This is a genomic window from Hymenobacter psoromatis (assembly GCF_020012125.1).
Taxonomy (GTDB): Bacteria; Bacteroidota; Bacteroidia; order Cytophagales; family Hymenobacteraceae; genus Hymenobacter; species Hymenobacter psoromatis.
In genome coordinates this window covers 4,054,524-4,072,817 of sequence record NZ_JAIFAG010000001.1, presented here as the reverse complement: position 1 = coordinate 4,072,817, position 18,294 = coordinate 4,054,524, and the positions used below count along the sequence as shown (strand labels likewise).

The 18,294-nt window shown below is 60.9% G+C and carries 22 protein-coding genes and 1 pseudogene; 13 read left to right on the top strand and 10 right to left on the bottom strand.

What is annotated here, in order from left to right:
* Window positions 1-81: 81 nt before the first annotated feature.
* From LC531_RS17560 to LC531_RS17540, 5 genes are all read left to right on the top strand, one after another.
* The gene (locus LC531_RS17560) at window positions 82-1,467 is read left to right on the top strand and encodes a lactate utilization protein B (protein ID WP_223652595.1); all 1,386 of its coding nucleotides are present in this window, start codon (window positions 82-84) and stop codon (window positions 1,465-1,467) included.
* Between the two features lie 83 nt (window positions 1,468-1,550).
* Window positions 1,551-1,766, top strand: a complete 216-nt coding sequence (locus LC531_RS23040) for a helix-turn-helix domain-containing protein (protein ID WP_223652586.1) — start codon at window positions 1,551-1,553, stop codon at window positions 1,764-1,766.
* A complete protein-coding gene (locus tag LC531_RS17550; RefSeq protein ID WP_223652584.1) occupies window positions 1,747-2,094 on the top strand; it encodes a HipA N-terminal domain-containing protein in 348 nt (115 codons plus the stop codon). Before LC531_RS23040 ends, LC531_RS17550 begins: the two co-directional genes overlap by 20 nt.
* A complete protein-coding gene (locus LC531_RS17545; RefSeq protein ID WP_223652581.1) occupies window positions 2,091-3,119 on the top strand; it encodes a HipA domain-containing protein in 1,029 nt (342 codons plus the stop codon). The genes LC531_RS17550 and LC531_RS17545 overlap by 4 nt, the downstream gene beginning before the upstream one ends.
* Window positions 3,120-3,148: 29 nt before the next feature.
* Window positions 3,149-4,210 (top strand): hypothetical protein, encoded by a 1,062-nt coding sequence (locus LC531_RS17540; RefSeq protein ID WP_223652573.1) that lies wholly within the window; start codon window positions 3,149-3,151, stop codon window positions 4,208-4,210.
* Between the two features lie 51 nt (window positions 4,211-4,261).
* Here LC531_RS17540 and sdaAA read toward each other — a convergent pair whose 3' ends face one another.
* Window positions 4,262-5,158 (bottom strand): L-serine ammonia-lyase, iron-sulfur-dependent, subunit alpha, encoded by an 897-nt coding sequence (sdaAA, locus tag LC531_RS17535; RefSeq protein ID WP_223652571.1) that lies wholly within the window; start codon window positions 5,156-5,158, stop codon window positions 4,262-4,264.
* A 125-nt stretch (window positions 5,159-5,283) separates the two neighbouring features.
* Window positions 5,284-5,748: a peptide-methionine (R)-S-oxide reductase MsrB gene (gene msrB, locus LC531_RS17530; RefSeq protein WP_223652569.1), complete on the bottom strand. Its 465-nt coding sequence runs from the start codon at window positions 5,746-5,748 to the stop codon at window positions 5,284-5,286.
* Between the two features lie 111 nt (window positions 5,749-5,859).
* Here msrB and LC531_RS17525 point away from each other — a divergent pair, with 111 nt between their 5' ends.
* Complete coding sequence (locus LC531_RS17525; protein WP_223652568.1) at window positions 5,860-7,404, top strand: NAD(P)H-hydrate dehydratase; 1,545 nt, start codon at window positions 5,860-5,862, stop codon at window positions 7,402-7,404.
* Between the two features lie 4 nt (window positions 7,405-7,408).
* Here the strand turns inward: LC531_RS17525 and LC531_RS17520 are convergent, their stop codons facing one another.
* Together LC531_RS17520 and LC531_RS17515 are read right to left on the bottom strand one after the other, a co-directional pair.
* The gene (locus LC531_RS17520; RefSeq protein ID WP_223652567.1) at window positions 7,409-8,074 is read right to left on the bottom strand and encodes a porin family protein; all 666 of its coding nucleotides are present in this window, start codon (window positions 8,072-8,074) and stop codon (window positions 7,409-7,411) included.
* A gap of 213 nt (window positions 8,075-8,287) precedes the next feature.
* Window positions 8,288-9,649 (bottom strand): OmpA family protein, encoded by a 1,362-nt coding sequence (locus tag LC531_RS17515; RefSeq protein WP_223652566.1) that lies wholly within the window; start codon window positions 9,647-9,649, stop codon window positions 8,288-8,290.
* Between the two features lie 361 nt (window positions 9,650-10,010).
* Between LC531_RS17515 and LC531_RS17510 the strand changes: the two genes are divergently transcribed.
* Complete coding sequence (locus LC531_RS17510) at window positions 10,011-10,265, top strand: hypothetical protein (RefSeq protein ID WP_223652565.1); 255 nt, start codon at window positions 10,011-10,013, stop codon at window positions 10,263-10,265.
* A 27-nt stretch (window positions 10,266-10,292) separates the two neighbouring features.
* Here the strand turns inward: LC531_RS17510 and LC531_RS17505 are convergent, their stop codons facing one another.
* The 3 genes from LC531_RS17505 to pafA all read right to left on the bottom strand — a co-directional run bounded on the left by LC531_RS17505 (window position 10,293) and on the right by pafA (window position 13,570).
* A complete protein-coding gene (locus LC531_RS17505) occupies window positions 10,293-11,150 on the bottom strand; it encodes a UbiA prenyltransferase family protein (RefSeq protein WP_223652564.1) in 858 nt (285 codons plus the stop codon).
* A gap of 91 nt (window positions 11,151-11,241) precedes the next feature.
* Window positions 11,242-11,790, bottom strand: a complete 549-nt coding sequence (locus tag LC531_RS17500; protein ID WP_223652563.1) for an inorganic diphosphatase — start codon at window positions 11,788-11,790, stop codon at window positions 11,242-11,244.
* Window positions 11,791-11,854: 64 nt separating this feature from the next.
* Entirely contained in the window at window positions 11,855-13,570 is a 1,716-nt protein-coding gene (pafA, locus tag LC531_RS17495) for an alkaline phosphatase PafA (protein WP_223652562.1), read from the bottom strand.
* A 97-nt stretch (window positions 13,571-13,667) separates the two neighbouring features.
* Between pafA and LC531_RS17490 the strand changes: the two genes are divergently transcribed.
* From LC531_RS17490 to LC531_RS23035, 4 genes are all read left to right on the top strand, one after another.
* Window positions 13,668-14,366, top strand: coding sequence for an HAD family hydrolase (locus LC531_RS17490; RefSeq protein ID WP_223652560.1), 699 nt, complete (start codon window positions 13,668-13,670; stop codon window positions 14,364-14,366).
* A gap of 81 nt (window positions 14,367-14,447) precedes the next feature.
* Window positions 14,448-14,738, top strand: a complete 291-nt coding sequence (locus tag LC531_RS17485) for a transposase (protein WP_262903302.1) — start codon at window positions 14,448-14,450, stop codon at window positions 14,736-14,738.
* On the top strand, window positions 14,719-15,567 hold the full coding sequence (locus LC531_RS17480) for a transposase (RefSeq protein ID WP_262903301.1): 849 nt from the start codon (window positions 14,719-14,721) through the stop codon (window positions 15,565-15,567). The genes LC531_RS17485 and LC531_RS17480 overlap by 20 nt, the downstream gene beginning before the upstream one ends.
* Window positions 15,568-15,579: 12 nt before the next feature.
* On the top strand, window positions 15,580-16,005 hold the full coding sequence (locus LC531_RS23035; protein WP_223652558.1) for a transposase: 426 nt from the start codon (window positions 15,580-15,582) through the stop codon (window positions 16,003-16,005).
* A gap of 21 nt (window positions 16,006-16,026) precedes the next feature.
* Here the strand turns inward: LC531_RS23035 and LC531_RS17470 are convergent, their stop codons facing one another.
* On the bottom strand, window positions 16,027-16,242 hold the full coding sequence (locus LC531_RS17470; RefSeq protein ID WP_223652556.1) for a hypothetical protein: 216 nt from the start codon (window positions 16,240-16,242) through the stop codon (window positions 16,027-16,029).
* 26 nt (window positions 16,243-16,268) lie between these two features.
* Window positions 16,269-16,673 carry a hypothetical protein gene (locus LC531_RS17465; protein ID WP_223652554.1) on the bottom strand — a complete coding sequence of 135 codons (405 nt, stop codon included), beginning with the start codon at window positions 16,671-16,673 and terminating at the stop codon, window positions 16,269-16,271.
* Window positions 16,674-16,908: 235 nt separating this feature from the next.
* Here LC531_RS17465 and LC531_RS23030 point away from each other — a divergent pair, with 235 nt between their 5' ends.
* Both LC531_RS23030 and LC531_RS23025 read left to right on the top strand, forming a co-directional pair.
* A complete protein-coding gene (locus LC531_RS23030) occupies window positions 16,909-17,226 on the top strand; it encodes a transposase (RefSeq protein WP_416138595.1) in 318 nt (105 codons plus the stop codon).
* A 44-nt stretch (window positions 17,227-17,270) separates the two neighbouring features.
* A pseudogene (locus tag LC531_RS23025) lies at window positions 17,271-17,714 on the top strand (transposase); the annotation flags it as partial.
* Between the two features lie 6 nt (window positions 17,715-17,720).
* Here the strand turns inward: LC531_RS23025 and LC531_RS17455 are convergent.
* A complete protein-coding gene (locus LC531_RS17455) occupies window positions 17,721-18,143 on the bottom strand; it encodes a hypothetical protein (protein WP_223652552.1) in 423 nt (140 codons plus the stop codon).
* Between the last annotated feature and the right edge of the window lie 151 nt (window positions 18,144-18,294).

Sequence of the window (18,294 nt, the reverse complement as noted above, 5' to 3'; positions counted from 1 at the left end):
AACAACCGGCGCGGGGGTCATTTATCGTTCTGGTGCAATTGCCTCGCTCTGCTCGCAATGACAACCGATTTGACTACCCCTATGAAGTCCACCCAATTCCTCCTAGACGCGGACAAAAAGGCCTTCGACCTCGAGCACCGCCGCAAAATCCGCTTCAACATCGGCAAGTACGACGCGGCCGTGAGCGCCGGGATGCAGCACTACCACGACCACGAGCTGGCCCGCACGCGCGCCGCCGCTATCAAGGCGCAGGTGCTCGAAAAGCTGGATACTTACCTGCTGGAGTTCGAGCAAGTCTTCACCGCCAGGGGGGGTAGGGTAGTATGGGCCAATGATGCCGAGGAGGCCCTGGCCGAAATCGGCCGCCTCACTGCGGCCCGCCATACCCGCACCGTGGTGAAGGCCAAGAGCATGACCACCGAGGAAATCCACATCAACCAATATTTGCAGGGTAGGGGCATCGAGTCGGTCGAAACCGACCTCGGCGAGTACATCGTGCAACTCAACGGCGAGCGGCCCTACCACATCGTGACGCCCGCCATGCACCTGAGCAAGGCCGACATCAACAATATCTTCGTCAAGCACTTGGGCACCGAGAGTACCGACGATGCGCAGCAGCTCGTGCTCACGGCCCGCCACCTGTTGCGCGACAAGTACACGGCGGCCGAAGTCGGCATCACGGGCGGCAATTTCCTGCTGGCTAAAGAAGGGGGGGTAGCCGTGACCGAGAACGAGGGCAACGCCCGCCTCTCGGCCACGTTTCCGGGTCTGCATATCGCGGTGGTGGGCATTGAGAAGGTTATCCCGCAACTCACTGACCTCGACCTCTTTTGGCCGCTGCTCAGTACCAGTGGTACCGGCCAGCAGGTCACGGTGTACAACACGGTGTACTTCGGCCCGCGCCAGCCCGGCGAGCCCGACGGGCCGGAGGAAATGGTCGTCATCCTGCTCGACAATGGCCGCACCAACCTGCTGGCCCGGCCCGACCGCCGCGAGGCGCTCCGCTGCATTCGTTGCGGGGCCTGCCTCAACGTATGCCCGGTATACAAAAATATCGGCGGCCACACCTACGAAACTACGTATTCCGGCCCCATCGGCTCGGTTATCAGCCCGCATTTGAGCGGCTTAAAAGAGCACCAGCACCTGAGCTTCGCCAGTAGCTTGTGCGGGGCCTGCACCAGCGTGTGCCCGGTGCGTATCAACTTACATAATCTCTTGCTAATCAACCGACAGGAGAGCGTGGCCGCCGGCTACAACGCGCCGGTGGAAAAGCTGGCCATCAGCCTCTGGCGCTGGAGCATGCGCCACCGCTGGGCTCTCGATGTGCTGCCCGGCCGCCTCAAGGATTTCAGTCTTGGCTACCTACTCGACCAGGCCGGCTGGCGCAAGCGCCGCGAGAGCCTAAAAGTGGCCGAAAAGTCGTTTCGGGAATTGTGGCAGGATAGGGTGAATAAAAAGGTAGTGTAACGGTGTTAGATTAGGCAAAATATTGCCTATATTTGTCATATAATGCAAATATTTACCTCGTTTGTTTCAATTAAGGCAACATAATGCCTGCTATACAGCAAATATTTCTTCGCCATAGACTTCAACTTGGCCTTACCCAGCATGAGGTGGCTGAATTAAGCGGCGTATCGGTACGGCTACTCCGAGAATTAGAAGCCGGACGGGCCAACCCAGGTTTACATCAATTAGAAAAAATTGCCAAGGTTCTAAACTTGATACTTACTCTCACTCCCATTACTGATGAAAAGCTCACGCGCTGAAGTGTTATTCAACGGGGTAGTAGCTGGGATTTTAGAGTATAAAGCCAGCGAACGTATTGATAGAAAATATTCCTTTCGCTATACAGAAGAGTATTTGCAAAAAGACCTGCCAGCTATCAGCTTAGCTCTCCCAAAGCAGATAAAGGCTTTTATGTCACCAGTGCTACTTAGCTTCTTTTATGGCTTGCTAGCCGAAGGGATAGCGAAGCAGATTCAGTGCCGGGAGCTGCGCATTGATGAAAATGACCACTTTACGCGGCTGCTCCGCACAGCGCATACCGAAACAATAGGCGCGGTCACGGTACGCGAAATTCTCCCTAACTCATGAAAACGTGCGTCGCCTGCCTGCGCCGCTTGAAAAAGACGGAAACCGACTTCTGCGTGGCCTGTCGCCAAGAGCTTTTCGACGGGGCCGCGGTGCCGGTAGTACTGCCTTTTACTCCGCGCGCTAAGGCAACTTATGAAGAGATAGAGCGCCTGCGCGAGTTGATACGCCAGATTTCGGTATCAGGCGTGCAGGAGAAATTTTCGCTTCGGCTAGTGGCCGACACGGCCGCACCGCACCTGGCCCTGACGGCGCAGGGCGGGCAGTATATCTTGAAGCCAGTGCCCCCTAGTCGCTTTCGCGACGTAGCAGAGATGCCGGCTAATGAGCATTTTACGATGCAGCTAGCCCGGCAGGTATTCAAGTTGCCCACGGCCGCCTGCGCCGTGCTGCGCTTTGCCGATGGCAGCCCGGCTTATCTGACCCGCCGCTTCGATGTACAAGTCAACGGCCTGCGGCTAGCGCAGGAAGATTTTGCGCAATTAGGCGGGCGCACCGAGCAGGAGCACGGCGACAACTACAAGTACGACTTCAGTCACGAGGAGATGGCAGGGCTTATTCGGCAGCATTTGCCGGCCAACTATGTGGCCGAACTCACGCTTTATTTTCGCCTCATCCTCTTCAACTACCTCGTCAGCAACGGCGACGCGCACCTTAAAAACTTCTCGCTCTACCGCCAGCCGGGCGGCGAGTACGGCCTCACGCCCGGCTACGACCTGCTCAATACCAGCCTGCACGTGAACGACGGCAACGGCCTGGCCCTTGACCTGTTTGCCCACGATTACGAAACGCCCAGCTTCACGGCCAACGCTTTCTTAGCCTACGATGATTTTCTGGAGTTCGGTAAGTGTATCGGACTACCGGTCAGCCGGGTGCGCCGGGTGCTAGCTGCCGCGGCCGGCCAGGAAGCCGCCACTGATAAGCTGCTGGCCCGCTCGTTTATGAGCCCCGAGATGCAGGCCCGCTATGCGTCCAGCCTGGCCAGCCGCCGCCAGCGGCTGCGCTATTCGATGGCCGAACGTAGCTAACGGCCACCCTGGTCCGTACAACGGCCCCAATGTTATTTACTCTCCATATTGCTCTGCGGCTAGCAGTTGGGCTGGCCGGTGGCTTACTGGTTATTACTACCGTGTCGGCGGCCATTCGCTCGTTCGTGCTACCGCGCAATGAGTCGGTGCGGCTCAACGCCTTCGTGTTTGGGGGCGTGCGGGCGCTGTTCAACTTTGCGGCGCGGCACGCCCGCACCTACGCCCGCCGCGACCGCATCCTCTCGCACTACGCGCCGGTGGGGCTGGTGGCGCTGCCCATTGGCTGGCTGGCCCTGGTGGCGCTGGGCTACACGGCCATCTACTGGGCACTGGGAGCCGGCAGCCTGGCCGCCAGCTACGAGCTGAGCGGCAACTCGCTGCTGACGCTGGGCACGGCCAGGGAAATACCGCTGGTAATCAACGCTTTTATCTATTCGGAAGCGACGCTGGGCTTGCTGCTGCTCACGCTGCTCATTTCCTACTTACCCACTATTTACCAGGCATTTTCGCGGCGCGAGGTAGTGGTGGCGCAGCTGGAGCTGCGGGCCGGGGTGCCGGCTTCGGCCTGTGGGCTGTTGCTTTGGCTGGGGCACGACCACGATTTTCTGAACGACGACGAGCATTGGCTGGCCTGGGAAAAATGGCTGGTGGAGATTGACGAAAGCCATACGTCGCTGCCGGTAATGGCGTTTTTCCGCTCGCCTCAGGCCGGCCGCTCGTGGGTGACGGCTATCGGCCTTGTGCTGGATGCCGCCAACCTGCTGTTTTCGACCCTCGACGTGCCCCACTCGCGCCAAGTAGAGTTGACGTTCACGGCCGGCTGCCTGGCGCTGAGCCGCATCCACCGCTTCTTCGACCACAAAGCCGAAACCCAGCCCACCGAGCTGCGCTCTGGCCCCGAGCAGGCTGCCGCCGCGCCCGGCCGCGCCGCCTTCGCTGAAACCTGGCAGCAAATACAAACCGCCGGCCTACCCATGCGCCCCGACGAAGAGGCCGCTTGGCAACACTACCACGAGCGTCGCCAACGCTACGCCCCCGCCCTCGATTTTATGAGCAAGCTGCTGATGGCTCCTAATCCGGCGAGTAAGTAGGTTTTTAAAAGTCGTTTGTCCTTGCGAGCGCAGCGCAGCAATAACAAATGACTACTCATCCGGCAGGATATTAACGTCCTGCACCAGCACCATTTTTTCGATTTCCCTACCCCGCCGGGTGTTGGCTAGGCCGCCGAGGGCGGTTTCCTTGTAGCGGGTTTCCATACTCTGGCCCACTTCGCCGAGGGCCGCCACGCACTGGTCCACCGGAATCACGGGGTCTACGCCCGCGATGGCAATCTGGGCCGAGGAGAAGGCAATGGCCGCCGCCGAGGCGTTGCGCACCACGCAGGGCACCTCCACGAGGCCCGCCACGGGGTCGCAGACCAGCCCCAGCATGCACTGAATGGTGATGGCCACGGCCGCAAACGTCTCTTCCACCGAGCCGCCCAGGCAGTACACGATAGCTCCCGCGCCCATCGCGGCGGCCGAGCCGGTTTCGGCCTGGCAGCCGCCCACGGCCCCAGCCAGCGAGGCATTCTGCTCGATGATGAGCGCGATACCCGCCGCCACCAGCAGGCCTTCCAGAATTTTATGGTCACTGAGCCCGTGAATGCGCTGGATGGTGGTGAGCACACCCGGCAAAATGCCCGATGCGCCGGCCGTAGGCGCGGCCACCACCCGGCCCATGCACGAGTTCACTTCCTTCGCGCCCAAGGCGCTTATGACCAGTTGCTTGAATTCCGGCGAGAGCACCGTGATGGGGGAGGCGGCAATCTTCTTGGCCCCGTTATTTATCATGCCCGAGCGCGAGGTCATGTTGCCGGTCTGGCCCTCGTGCACGGCCTCGCGCATTACGTCGTAGGCCCGTTGCAAAGTGGGCCAAATGTGGGCCTCCAAAGCACCTTTTTGCTCGATTTCGTAGGCCAGCACCGGCTGGTAGAGCGGCTCGCCCGTGGCGGTGCAGTGCGCTTGCCAAGAAGCAAAATCAGTGAATAGCAGGGACATGGGGCGGGTAGGTGGGGGTAGGGAAGAGAGAACGGGTATTAAAGATAAAACAGAACGTCAGCTAAAGAAGAACGTGATGCTGAGCTTGTCGAAGCATCACGTTCTTCTTTTCGGTAACGCAATCGCTACTGCGCGGCCGGCTCCTTGGTCGTCACCAGCCGCACGGCGGCCGAGTTGATGCACAGGCGCAGGCCACTGGGCGCGGGGCCGTCGGGGAAAACGTGACCCTGGTGGGCATCACACACGTTGCAGAGCGCCTCCACGCGGGTCATGCCGTAGCTGACATCTTTTTTGTACTTAATCACGTTATCTTCCACGGGCTGCGTGAAGCTAGGCCAGCCAGTGCCGCTCTCAAACTTAGTGCGCGAGTCGTAGAGCGGGGTGCCGCAGCACGCGCAGGCGTAGAGGCCGGCCTCGTGGGCCTCGCAGTACTCGCCGGTAAAGGCGCGCTCGGTACCGTGCTCGCGGGTAACGTGGTACTGCTCGGGGGTGAGTTCTTTTTTCCACTCAGCATTGGTCTTCTCCAGGCGGCGGGGGGGGGTAGGGCTGCCGTTGTTGGCCAGGCGGATAACGTCGTTCCAGGTTTGCATAGGGGTAGGGATGTAGGGTAAGCTTTAGCTTGCCGTTTTAAAACGTCCAAAGCGGCTAAACCGTTTCTTAGTCAGCCACTGCCCGGCTAGCCAAGGCGCATCCTACCTTTTATGAAACTCCTCACCGCCACCCAAACCCACGACCTCGACCAGGCCACTATTGCCGAGCAGGGCATTACCTCGCTGCAGCTTATGGACCGCGCCGCCCAAGGGTTACTGCGCTGGCTCTATGGCGAATATCTGTCCGAAAAGCCCGCCGATATCCTGCTGCTGTGCGGCCCCGGCAACAACGGCGGCGACGGCCTGGCCCTGGCCCGCCTGCTACACGAGGCCGGCTTCCCGGCGCGGGTGGCTACCCTGCCCGCCGGCCGCTACTCCGCTGATTATCAGCAGCAAAGCCAGCGCCTGCCGGCCGCCGTGCCAGTAGTCGAGCTGGCCGCCGACGCCCTACCCCCCATTCCGCCCGGCACGCTCGTGATGGATGCGCTATTCGGCACCGGCCTCAGCCGGCCGCTCACCGGGCTGGCCGCCGCCGTGGTGCGGCACCTCAATGAGAGCTGCGCCCGCGTACTGGCCGTGGATTTGCCGAGCGGCCTGCTGGCCGATGCGCCCCAGCCCGACCCGGCCGCGCCCGTGGTGCGCGCCCGCCACACGGTGAGTTTTGGATTGCCCAAGCTGGCGTTTTTGCTGCCGCAAAATGCGGAGTACGTGGGCGAATGGGAGGTGGTGGACATCAGCCTAAGCCAGCAGTTTATCGAAAAAGCCGCCTCGCCCTGGCACCTGACCCGGATGCCGGGGGTAGGGGGCTTTGACCAGGAGCTGAGCGCGCCGCGGCCCGACGTGACGCTGCCCCGGCGAGGCAAGTTTGCCTACAAAAACACCTTCGGGCACGCGCTGCTGCTGGCCGGCAGCCGGGGCAAAGTGGGTGCGGCCGTGCTCAGCGCCGGGGCTTGCCTGCGCGGGGGGGTAGGGCTGCTCACGGTGCGGGTGCCCGGCTGCGGTTACGACATCATCCAGACCACCCGGCCCGAGGCCATGTGCCTGCCCGACCCGGCGGCCGATTTCATCAGCGAACTACCCGACCTAAAAGACTACCAGGCTATTGGCATCGGTCCCGGCCTGGGCCAGCACGAGGCCAGCCGCGCCGTGGTGGAAAAGCTGCTGCGCGAGGCTAAAGTGCCGCTAGTTATTGATGCCGACGCGCTCAACCTGCTGGGCGCGCACCGCGAGCTGCTGGCTTTGCTACCCCCCGATACCGTGCTCACGCCCCACATCGGCGAGTTTGCGCGCCTCACCGAGAAGACCTCGGACGACTATCACCGGCTCGCTTTGCTGCGCGAATTCGTGCAGCAATACCGTTGCGTCGTCATCCTGAAAGGGGCCTATACCGCCGTGGCCGCGCCCGATGGCCAGGTGTATTTCAATACCACCGGCAACCCCGGCATGGGCACCGGCGGCAGCGGCGACGTGCTCACCGGCCTCGTGCTGGCCCTGCGCGCCCACGCGCAGCTCGATGCCCTCACGGCCGCTCGCCTCGCCGTGCTGGCCCACGGCCACGCCGGTGACCTGGCCACGGCCCAAACCGGCGAAGCCGGGATGGTAGCCGGCGATTTGGTGGACTATATCGGCCCGGCCCTGCGGGCGCTCACGCGCTAGGCTCTTAGTGCCAAGGTAATACGTAGCTTGCCTGCACCTGCCCGCTCAGGCTATGTGCTTGGGGGTAGCCGTAGTTGCTAGTCAGGTTATCGTGCGATTGGTTGAAAAAGGTATCGCTGTAGCGCAGTTCGATGCCGGCCCCGCACTGCCAGCGGTAGCCCACGGCCGCCACTGCCGAAAACTCCCAGCGCTGATAGTAGCGTAGGTCGTTGCTGACCTTTACGATAATGTCCTGTGAAGCCCCACCCGTCTGCGAATAGTCAGGAAAGCGGTAGGTGTTGCGCACCCGGACGAGGTAGCCCACCTGGGGACCCACGGCGGCAAAAAAGCCCTTGCGCGTGAAGCCCAGCAACACGGGCAGCTTGAGGTAATCGGAGCGGAACGACGCATTATAGTTAGTTGCAGGGTGGCTTAGGCTGAAGCCCTGCTGGCTATACAGCAGCTCGGGCTGCAAAAACCAGCGCTGCGAAGTGCCCAGTGGCACCGTGGCAAACATCCCGCCTACCCCCCCTGCCAGGGGCGAAACGGGGTAGTCGTTGGTGCCCTTCCCCGCAATGCTGGAGAGGCTAGCCCCGGCCTTCAGGCCAAAGCGCACCGGCTGCCCTGCCTGGGCATGGCTGAGCACCGGTATAGCCAACGCGCTGAGAGTAAATAGAATAATCTGCTTCATGATTTTGCTTAAAGAGAAAAGGAGTAGGTAGAAATTACTGTTAAGTAGAAAGATAGATAAAAATAACCGCTTGATAGTTGCAAGTGGCTGCTAAGAATTGCAGCCGCGCCGGGGGGGTAGGGCTACGGGCGGGGGGAGCTCAGCTACGCAAAAAAGCACCTCCCTGGCCAGCAGAGAGGTGCTTTTTTGCGTAGCTGGCCCAAAGGCGGCGGGCTACTTCTTGGTCACGCGCACGTCTACGCGGCGGTTTTGGGCGCGGCCCTCAGGCGTGTCGTTGCTGGTCAGGGGGTGCTCCTGGCCGTAGCCTTCGGCCGTAACGCGACCGGGCGCGATGCCATTAGATACCACAGCCATGCGGGCCGCATTGGCGCGGTCGGCGCTCAGCAGCACATTTTGGGCGGCGGCACCCGTGTTGTCGGTGTAGCCACCCAGCTTGAAGGTCGCGTCGGGGAAGGCTTTGAGGATGGCCCCCAGGTTCTTGAGTTGCGCCAAAGACTCGTTGGTGAGCGTTGACTTACCGGTGTTGAAGTATACCCGGTCGAGGCTAATCCAGCCCTGGGTTTTATCCTCGCTCACGGTCTGCGACTTGTCATTCAGAAATTTAAACAGCCGCGCCTCGGTCGAGTTCTCGCCCACGGTGAGGGTGGTGCCATCGGCTAGCTTGAGGGTGGTGTTGGTGCCGGTGTCGTAGATGTAGTTGCCGGTGCCGGTGTCGAAGCGGCCGGTGGGCGCGGCCATTGGGGCGGCGGCTATCGTCCGGGTCGTGTCAGCGGTCGTGGTCGTCGTCGTAGCGGCGGGGGTAGCATCCTTATTGCAGCCGCGCATGAAATACACCAGCGCCGCTATGCCCAGCAGCAGTAGTAGCAGCCAGGGCCAGCGACTAGGCGAAGCCGCCGTGGTTTCGACCTCGCGGGCCGCCGTGTGCACGGCCGCGCCGGTGCGGTCGGCCGCGGCCGTTACGTTGCTACCCAAGCTGCTGCCCAGGCCCGCCGCCGCGCCGCCCAGCCCGAGGCCGCCCAGCAGGTTGCCCAGCCCGCCCGGCAGGTTGCCTAGCGCGCCCATAATGGAGCTTTTCTGCTCACCCAGGTAGTTACCCAGGCCATTGGCATCCAAGTTGTTGGTGGCCGCGTGGCGGCCCAGCAGGCCCAGCACCACCGGCACGGCCATGCTCATTAGGCTGCTCACGCTGGATGAACTCACGCCGGCCTGCTGGCTCACGCCCTCCACGGCGGGCGTGTAGCCGCTGCCCAGCACGGAGCGTAGCAGGTCAGTGCCGCGGCTGAGTAGGCCGCCGTCGGCGGCCGGGGTAGCAGTGCTGGTAGTGCCAAGGCCGCCGAGCAGGCCGCTCAGGTTGCCGAGCAGACCATTGCTGTGGGCTTGCTGCGCCATTCCCAGCAGGTTGGCGGCCCCGCCGGGCTGCTGCGAGTGGGCGAATAATCCGCCCAGCACCATCGGAACAATGCTGTGCAAGGCCGTGCTTACGCCGCCTTCTGATTCGCCGAGCGCCGTGCTGGCCTGGCGTGCGGTGTCACCCGCGAAATACTGCTGAACGGTTTCGAGCAAATTTTTACTCATTTGGAAAGAAGGAGTTAGGGTGAGAAACAGCCGCGCCAACGTAGAGCGGCGGCCGTAAAGCTACATCGATAACTTGCTTCTCCTTAAAACTTTGTCTTTTACTATCGGGTAGCCCGCAAAGGTCCTTTTGTGGCTGCTGGGGCCGGTTTCAGCAGCGCGAAAAATGCTTAGTTACGCGCCACCCATCGGCGGCCAGTCTAGGCGCGCCAGACCAGTCGGCTACCTGGTAAGGCATCTCCGCCCAGTGTCGCAAGCTTTTGCGGCGAACTGCGCTTTTCCTACCCCCTCTAAATCGTTGTACTCACAGTCGAGCAACTAATAAACAGCTTCTTGCGTCCTTGTCTACCTATAACTCTCAGCTATGAAAAAGACCCTGCCCCTTCTCATCACCACCCTGGTAGTAAGTAGCCTGGCGGCCCAGGCCCAGGCCCAAACCGCCCCGCCCGCCCGCCGGGCGGCGGCGCGGCCCGATACCACCACGGCCGTAGCCCGACACCGCGCCAAAAGCTATACCGGCCCCAAAGTGGTGAAAAACACCCAGGAGCTGGGCCAGAAATTCCGGCGGCACAGCACACCCGCTGACGTTCGGCCCAAGATGAAGCCCCAGCCCAAATAATCAGGAGCCGCTTGGCCGGATAGCCTCTCAAAGCACAAAGTACGCCGCCGCCTGCACCAGCAGCACGCCATCGGTGAGCAGGGCGAAGAAATAGTCGCCCCGCGTTTCCTGGGCGGCCAGAATAACGGCTGCCGCCAGTGCGGTGGGTAGTAGCACGGCCAGCGGCGCACCCCCGCGCAACAGGCCCACGGCCGCGGCAGCCACCACGAAGCCCACGGCCACGGCCTGCGCCCCGCCTACCCCCAGCACCACGGGGAAGGTGCGCAGGCCCGCCGCCCGGTCGCGTGAGTAGTCGCGGATGTCGAAGACGATGGCCAGGCCCGTGACCAGGCAAAAGCGCTGGGCCAGCAGCCCCTGCACTGAAGTCAGTGGCTCGTGCAGGGCCAGCGCGGGCAGGCCGCCCGTCACGGCCGTCCACACCCCCGCAATGAGAAAAACCTTGAGCAGCGGCACCTCCCGGATGGCGCGCCAGCGGCCCCGCCACCGCAGCACCGGCCACGAATAGCCCACGGCCAGCGCCGTAAGCGGCAGCAGCAGGGGTAGGAACCGTACCCAGCCATCGGTCAGCAGCAGGTACACGTCGGTGAGGCCCGCCCCAATGGCCAGCGCCAGCAGCGCCGGGCGGTGGCGCTGCTGCCAGTTTTTACGCCCCGAGGTGCCCGGCGGCAGCCGGTACTTGAAGGGCAGCGCCGCGTCGAGATTATACGTCACCAGCGTGGCCGCGAACACCAGCACCACTAGGTGCCGGCCGGCCACGCCACCCCCGGCCGGTACCTGGCGCAGGGCCACCGCCGTTTGGGCGGCGGCGGCCAGCGCCAGCCAGGCGCTGCTGAAAAGCAGCGCATCGAGCAGGCGCAGGGGTAGGGCGCGGCGGGCGGCGGGCATAGTGTCGGGCAAAGAAAGCCTGCTTACCAGAACGTCATGCCGGGCAAAGCGGGGCATGACGTTCTTCGTAAACAAGCAAAAGCCAGAAATGCTACTTCGCCCGGTCGCCGAAAGTTTCTTTGTAGAGCGTAATGCTGGCGTCGATGATGCGGTAGGCATCTTCGCGGCCCAAAAACTGCTTCACCACTACTTGCTTATTTTCGAGGGCTTTATAATCCTCAAAAAAACGCTGCATCTCCAGCATCATGTAGGGCGGCAGGTCGGCCAGCTCGTTGTAGTGGTTCACCGACACGTCGTGGGCGGCCACGGCAATTATTTTATCATCTTCCTCGTCCTGGTCCAGCATCTGCATCACGCCGATAACCTTGGCCTCGACTAGGCACATGTGCGGAATATCAACCGAGCACAGCACCAGGATATCAAGCGGGTCGTGGTCGTCGCAGTACGTCTGCGGAATGAAGCCGTAGGCGGCGGGGTAGTGCACGGCCGAAAACAGCACGCGGTCGAGCTTGAGCAAGCCGCTTTCCTTGTCCAGCTCATACTTGCCTTTGCTGCCTTTAGGAATTTCGATGACGCCGGTGACGGTAGTAGGAAGGTTTTCGCCGCGCGAAACGTCGTGCCAGGGGTTGAATTGGGTCACTGTATTGGGAGGGGTAGGAGATAAAAACTCGGTAACGTAAAACAGCAACGGAAAGCTGGATTTTTCACCGCAGCACGTCCAGCAGCGGTACGCCATCGCAGGCGCTGGGCTCCTGAATGTGCAAGTACCGGGCCACGGTGGGGGCAATATCCACGATTTTAACCTCTTCCGCCGATTCGCCATGGCGCACGTGCCAGCCCCACCACAGCAGCGGCACGTGGGTGTCGTAGGCCCACGACACGCCGTGGGTCGTGCCCTTCACCACGGGGTAGGCGTAGGCTTCGAGCCAGCCCGGCGACATCACGAACAGCACGTCGCCCGAGCGCGGGGCGTAGAAGCCGTTGGCCTGGTACATGCCCAGGCCCACCGGCCAGGCAGTACGCTGCAAGTCGGTGGCCGCGATGGCCTGCGCAATGTGCGGCTGGCGGCGCAGCAGGGCGGCCACCTCGTTCTGCACCAGGGCCAGGTCCAGCTTTTTCTCCGTCAGCAGGGGCCGGTTGAGGTAGAACTGCTGGTTTTCCATGTCGAGTACCCACTGGCCGGGGCCGTGGGCGCGCACCAGGGCGCGCTGCACCGAGTCGCGGAGCTGGGCCGTGCCCAGGCCGCCGCCCGGCAGCTGGTGGGCCTCCAGGAAGCCGGCGGCCTGGTCGGCCCCGTGGTCGGCGGTCAGAAACACCAGCGCCTCACCCTTACCCACCTGCTTATCAATGGCATCGAGCAGGCGGGCCAGGTCGCGGTCGAGGCGCAGGTAAGTGTCCTCCGTTTCGATGGCCGTGGTGCCAAACTGGTGCCCCACGTAGTCGGTGCTGCTGAAGCTGAGGGCCAGAAAATCGGTCTGGCCGCGCTGGCCCATCTGCTCCTGGCGCAGGGTTTCGAGGGCGAAGTCGGCGGTGAGCGAATTACCGAAAGGCGTGGAGCGGATGAGGTCGAGGTTGCGGGTAGGGGCGGTGGCGGCGGGCCGGTTTTCCCCCGAAGCCTTTTCGGCGGCCTTCACGGCGGCGGGCGTGCTGGCGCTCAGCGCGGGCAGGTCGTGGGGAAATACCGGCCGCGCCTCGCCCTTAAACGCCGCCTCCCAGGGCACGTCGTCGGGGGTGCTTTCGGTGTACTGCGCGATGGGCAGCAGCGTGTTCCAGGGCTGGCTGAGGTACTCGGCGGCGTGGCCGGCGGCGTTGAATTTATTCACCCAATCGGGCAGCGCCGGCAGGTAATACGTGCTGCTAATAAAGCTGCCGCTGCTACCGTCGTACCAGTAGGCGGCGTTGGCGGCGTGGCCGGCGGGCAGGATGCTGCCCCGGTCCTTGATGCAGACGCCAATGACTTTGCTCTGAAAATTGGTGGCCAGCCGCAGCTCGTCGGTGATGGTGGTGGCCAGGTTGTGGCGCGGCGACATTTGCCCGGCCGCCGCCGTGCCGCCCACGGCCTGCACGGTCTTGTCGTCGGTCACGTAGACCGAATGGCCCGTTTCGCGCTCAAACCAGTTGTTGCCCACGATGCCGTGGTGGGCAGGCGTGGTGCCGGTATAGATGCTGGTGTGGCCCGGCCCGGTGTAGGTGGGCACGTAGTTGTAATGGCAGCTCTCGTAGCTAAAGCCTTCACCTAAAAGGCGTTTGAAGCCACCACTGCCGAACTTATCCCAGTAGCGGTAGAGATAGTCGTAGCGCATCTGGTCCACCACGATGCCTACCACCAGCTTGGGGCGGGCCAGAGCCGGGCCCTTTTTCTGGGCCAGCGCCGGCAGGGCGGGTAGGGCCAGCAGTAGTACTAATCCGAGTTTTTTCATGCGAAAGCCGGTGAAAAAGCGGCCCGCAAAGATACCCGGCGGCCGGCGGGGCCGTACAGCGCTTGGTGTTTCCCTTGTGTTACCTGACAACCCAACGATGCCCGATTTACAAGCCCTTATTTTTGATATGGATGGCGTGCTCATCCACAACACCCCCGCGCAGGCCCGCGCCTTCCAGCTGCTGTTCCGCGACCTGGGCCTCGCCACCAACGCCCGCCGCCTGCTACGCCGCCTCAACGGGATGCCCGCCACCGAGATTCTGCAAAGCGTATTTCACCACAAAGTGCCCCAAAAGCAGCTGAAGGAGTACGCCGCCCAGCGCGAGTTTCTCTACCGCACCCTGTACTGGAACCAACGGAAGCCGCTGGCCGGCCTAGTCGAGTTTCTGCAGGCCGCCCGCGCCGCCGGCCTCAAAATCGGGCTCGGCACCGGCTCGGGCGGCCCTACCCTCGCCTACATCCTCGACCACCTCGACCTGCGCCGCTACTTCGATGTGGTGGTGGGCGAAGACGACGTGCGCCAGGGCAAGCCCCACGCCGACACTTACGCCGTGGTAGCCCAAAAACTGGGGGTAGGGCCCGCCCACTGCCTGGTATTTGAGGATGCCATCTTGGGTGAGCAGGCCGCCTACCGCGCCAAAATGGCCTGCGTAGCCGTGACTACCACGTTGAAAGCGCAAGACTTTCAGGCTCCGCTCATCGTTATCAACGACTTTATGGCGCTAACGCCCGCGCGGCTGCGCGAACTGTTTGCCGCTGCCGGGCCGGTGCCGAAGCCAGGTAAGACGCTGACGTAGTAGCGGCTTATGCCTTTTACATATTGTAAACGACCGTGGCTGTTGCAGAAGTAGGTGGCTGGCCAGTGGTATCTTAGGGTTATGCAGGGCCACAAGCAGTTCGTCGACAAAGTCAGCAGGCACTTTCGCCTCTCCGAGCGCGTGCCGAAGCATAATTTCTACCGCCGCTTGGGCGAGTTGTTGGATTGGGAGTTCCTACGCGAGCAGACGCGCCTGGTCTACAGCCATACTGGGCAGCCTTCGCTGGACCCGGTCGTCTTTTTCAAGCTGGTGCTCGTGGGCCGGCTGGAAAATATCGTCAGTGACCGCCGCTTAATCGAGCAGTGCGCCGCGGCTGGATATTCTCTACTTTTTGGGTTACGAAGTAGATGAGGACCTGCCCTGGCACTCGACTATTAGCCGCACCCGCCAACTCTATCCAACTGCCGTCTTCGAGCACCTGTTCGACCAGGTGTTTGCCCAGTGCGTGCGCGCCGGGCTGGTGGCGGGCGACACGCAGGTCGTGGACTCGGCCCCCGTCAAGGCCGCAGCTTCGCTCGACAGTCTGCGCGAGAAGTCAGCGAGCGTAGCCCCCGTCTTGACAGTCGTCGGCGAGTTGGTAGCGCCCGCTTCAGCACCCCTCGTGCCTACTGCGCCTACCCACCAGCTACGCCGCGAAGCGACCCGGCGGGCCAAGCGGCAAGCCGCGCCGGGTGGGCTGGGTGCGCATCACCCCAAAGCCCAGTTGCTGAGCAATAAAACGCATTATAGTCCCACTGACCCGGAGGCCCGCATCTCCGTCAAGCCGGGCAAAGCGCGGGCCCTCAACTATCTGTGCAGCGTGGCCGTGGACACGGCCAGCGGCCTCATCAGCCACATCCAAGCAGATTTTGCTGACCGCCGCGATAGTGCTTATGTGCCGGAGCTGGTACCCCGGCTGCAAATCCGGCTAGCGGCCAACGAGTTGACGTTGCGCGACTTCGTCGCCGATACCGGCTACTCCAACGGCTTCAACTATGCGTTCCTGGAACAACGAGGGATTACGCCCTGGATTCCGGTTTTTGGGGCTTATAAACCAGCCGCCGAAGGCTTCACGTATGAGGCGGAGGCCGATGCGTTTCGCTGCCCAGCGGGCAAGCTGCTCCCTTTCCGCAACTTCGCCACTAGTCAAGATGGCAATTGGGTCAAGAATTATCGGGCCGCCTATCAGGACTGCCAGTAGTGTCCGCAGAAGATGACGTGCACCCCGTCCGCGCCCCAGCAGAAGTTTGTACGCTCGGCCTTCGATGCAGCTTATCGCCGCGCTTGGCACCGGCAGCATAGTCGGGCGGGTCAGCGGATGCGCCGCGTCCGGCAACGCACGGTCGAGCCGGTTTTTGGCAGCTTATTGCACCACTACGGGCTCCGACGGGTCGGCACCAAGGGCCGGGCGGCAGCTCATAAGGCCATGCTGCTCAGCGCGATTGCCTACAACTTGAAGAAGCTGCTCAAGCACCAGCCCAAGCAGACTGCCAGCGTGGCGATTGCGCTCTACCCAAAGCCCTGTAGTCGGCTTTTTAACACGTGGTTGCCTAGTGTCAAATACTTTCTAGTCAACTGCTTAGGTGAGTGCATGCGCAGCTTGAGTTCTGCAACAGCCACAGTGATTTATAACTCGTAAAAGGAGTAGCACAGACTTAGGCTAGTAACCGTGCAAATCACCGTCGCCTGACTCTAAGGAACGCATAATTCGCTCTTCATCATCTTCGTCATCATCCCAATCGGAAGAATTATCCTCGTCATCATCTTCAGTATCCTTAGTAGGAACTGAGCTTTTAATTGAAGCAATGCGGGCTTGTTCAGCCTCATCTTTTTCAGCTTGTTCGTCAAACCGGAGGTCATCAAGAGTAGTAGCCATTCCAGAAAGTGCAGTTAGGTAATGCTTTAAAGCCCGATTCTATCTTTAAAAACCTTTGGACAAGTTCTGTCGAACACCTTAAATAGCTCCCCCCCTTCTAGTATCTGTTCGACCTCATATTCTAAATCCATGTTGACAGATAGGTCTCTTAAGACTCCAACAGTCTTATAAATGGCTTCTAGAATTGTGACATTCTTATTAGACATTGAAGGAACGTAAATACCTGAATGCAAGGTCCATCCATGCTTATCTAGCCTGTCATTTATGCCAGCTTTGCAGGCATAGGCAAGGGTCATAACAGCTTCATTATGCTCGCTCTTGTCAGAGGCCAAGTAAACCTTTGGAATCAAGTCCGCCAAGGCTCTATTGACAAGGCAAAAAGTGTTTCCAAGATTTATGAAATCTTTGGTCCCCTTGAAAAGTCCGAACATAACTGTGAACAGGTGAGAGATGTGTAGAGAGTAAATGTAGAAGAAATACTGTGGCCTCACATTGCAGGTAAAGCCACAGCGAGGACTTAAGCCTATTGAAGTTTGGGTGGGTATATCTTCAAGTCCCCAATGAGGTAAAAGACCCCTGCTTCTTCATGACTATCGTCACGCTTCACGCCTGCTTGAGCCCTTTTAGAGGGGTTAGGGAAAAGAAAGCGCTATGTAAATTTGGTCTATGTTTCGCGCTGCTTATGCTACTGATTTAACGGATGCCGAGTGGCAATTACTTGAGCCTTACGTGCGTAGTAGTGGTCTCGGTCGGCCGCCGCTCCACAGTAAGCGCGAGTTGCTCAACGCCATCTTTTACCAATTGCGGGCCGGCGGGGCCTGGCCCCTGCTGCCCCACGATTTGCCGCCCTGGCGTACGGTTTACAAACAGTTCGAGGCCTGGCGCGAGAACGGCACCTGGGACCGCCTGCTCACCGGCCTGCGTCAGCAACTGCGCCAGTTCACCCGCGAGGCCGAACCCACGGCCGGGGCCATCGATTCGTAATCCGTGCGCACGGGCGGTAAAAGGGGGGCTGTCACGGCTACGATGCCGGCAAGCAAGTAACTGGGCGTAAGCGACATATTGCGGTCGATACCCAGGGCCTACCCTTGGCCGTGTTGGTGCAGGCGGCCAGCGTGCAAGACCCCGTGGGCGCAGCCCCGGTGCTGGCCGAGGCCAAAGCCAACGCCCCACAGTTGCAGGTGCTTTGGGCCGACGCCCGCTACCAGGGACCGCTGGTGGCCACGGCCGCCGCCGCGCTGGGCCTGCGCGTGGAGGTTATCCGGGCCCCGCCCGGCACCAAGGGCTTTGTGATACTGCCCCGGCGCTGGGTCGTGGAACGCTCCTTCGGCTGGCTGAGCAAGTACCGCCGCGTGGCAGGCCGAGATTACGAAACCAATCCCCGTGTCAGGGAGGCTATTATCAAAGCCTGTTTTTGTCATCTTATGCTCCGACGACTGGCCAAAGGGCCGCCACCTAAACATAGCGATTGATTTTCCCTACTCCCTCTTAGACATCCACATGTTATTGCCCAGCTTTTCATACTTGTAGTTGAACAGCTTCTGAAGTTCCGTGTCCATTCCCCCAGTGGCAACTAAGTTGATAGCTACTAGATGATTGTTCTTGAAAAGTAGCGTAATTAACTGGCGGTATTCCCCATCTTGTTCATCCTTCCAATAGCGGATAGGCTCTAATTCAGGATACTCTCCATTATCTCTTATCACCGGAGAGGTGAGCTGCCAATTGGACGCATTGGCCCAAGCTTTCATCTCCTTAGTTGTAGCACCCCAGTTAAAAGGATTGCCCTCGTTGTCACTAAAACGGGCAATTCTAGAGCTGTACTCGGTATTCTCGGCAAGTGATTGGTTGGTATCGCACTGAAACAAAAGGAGCGTCAGCAGTAAATAAAGAAGTGCTTTCATTAGTTGAAAGATGGGTGAGCTAACGAGGTAGCAAGTTAGAAAAGTACCACGCCGGCCGCGCCCTAGAGAGAAGGTCAAAATCGCACCGATTCCAAGGTTGGGTTTATAACTTACATTACGTTAAGGAATTTTTTCCAGAACCAAAGGGCAA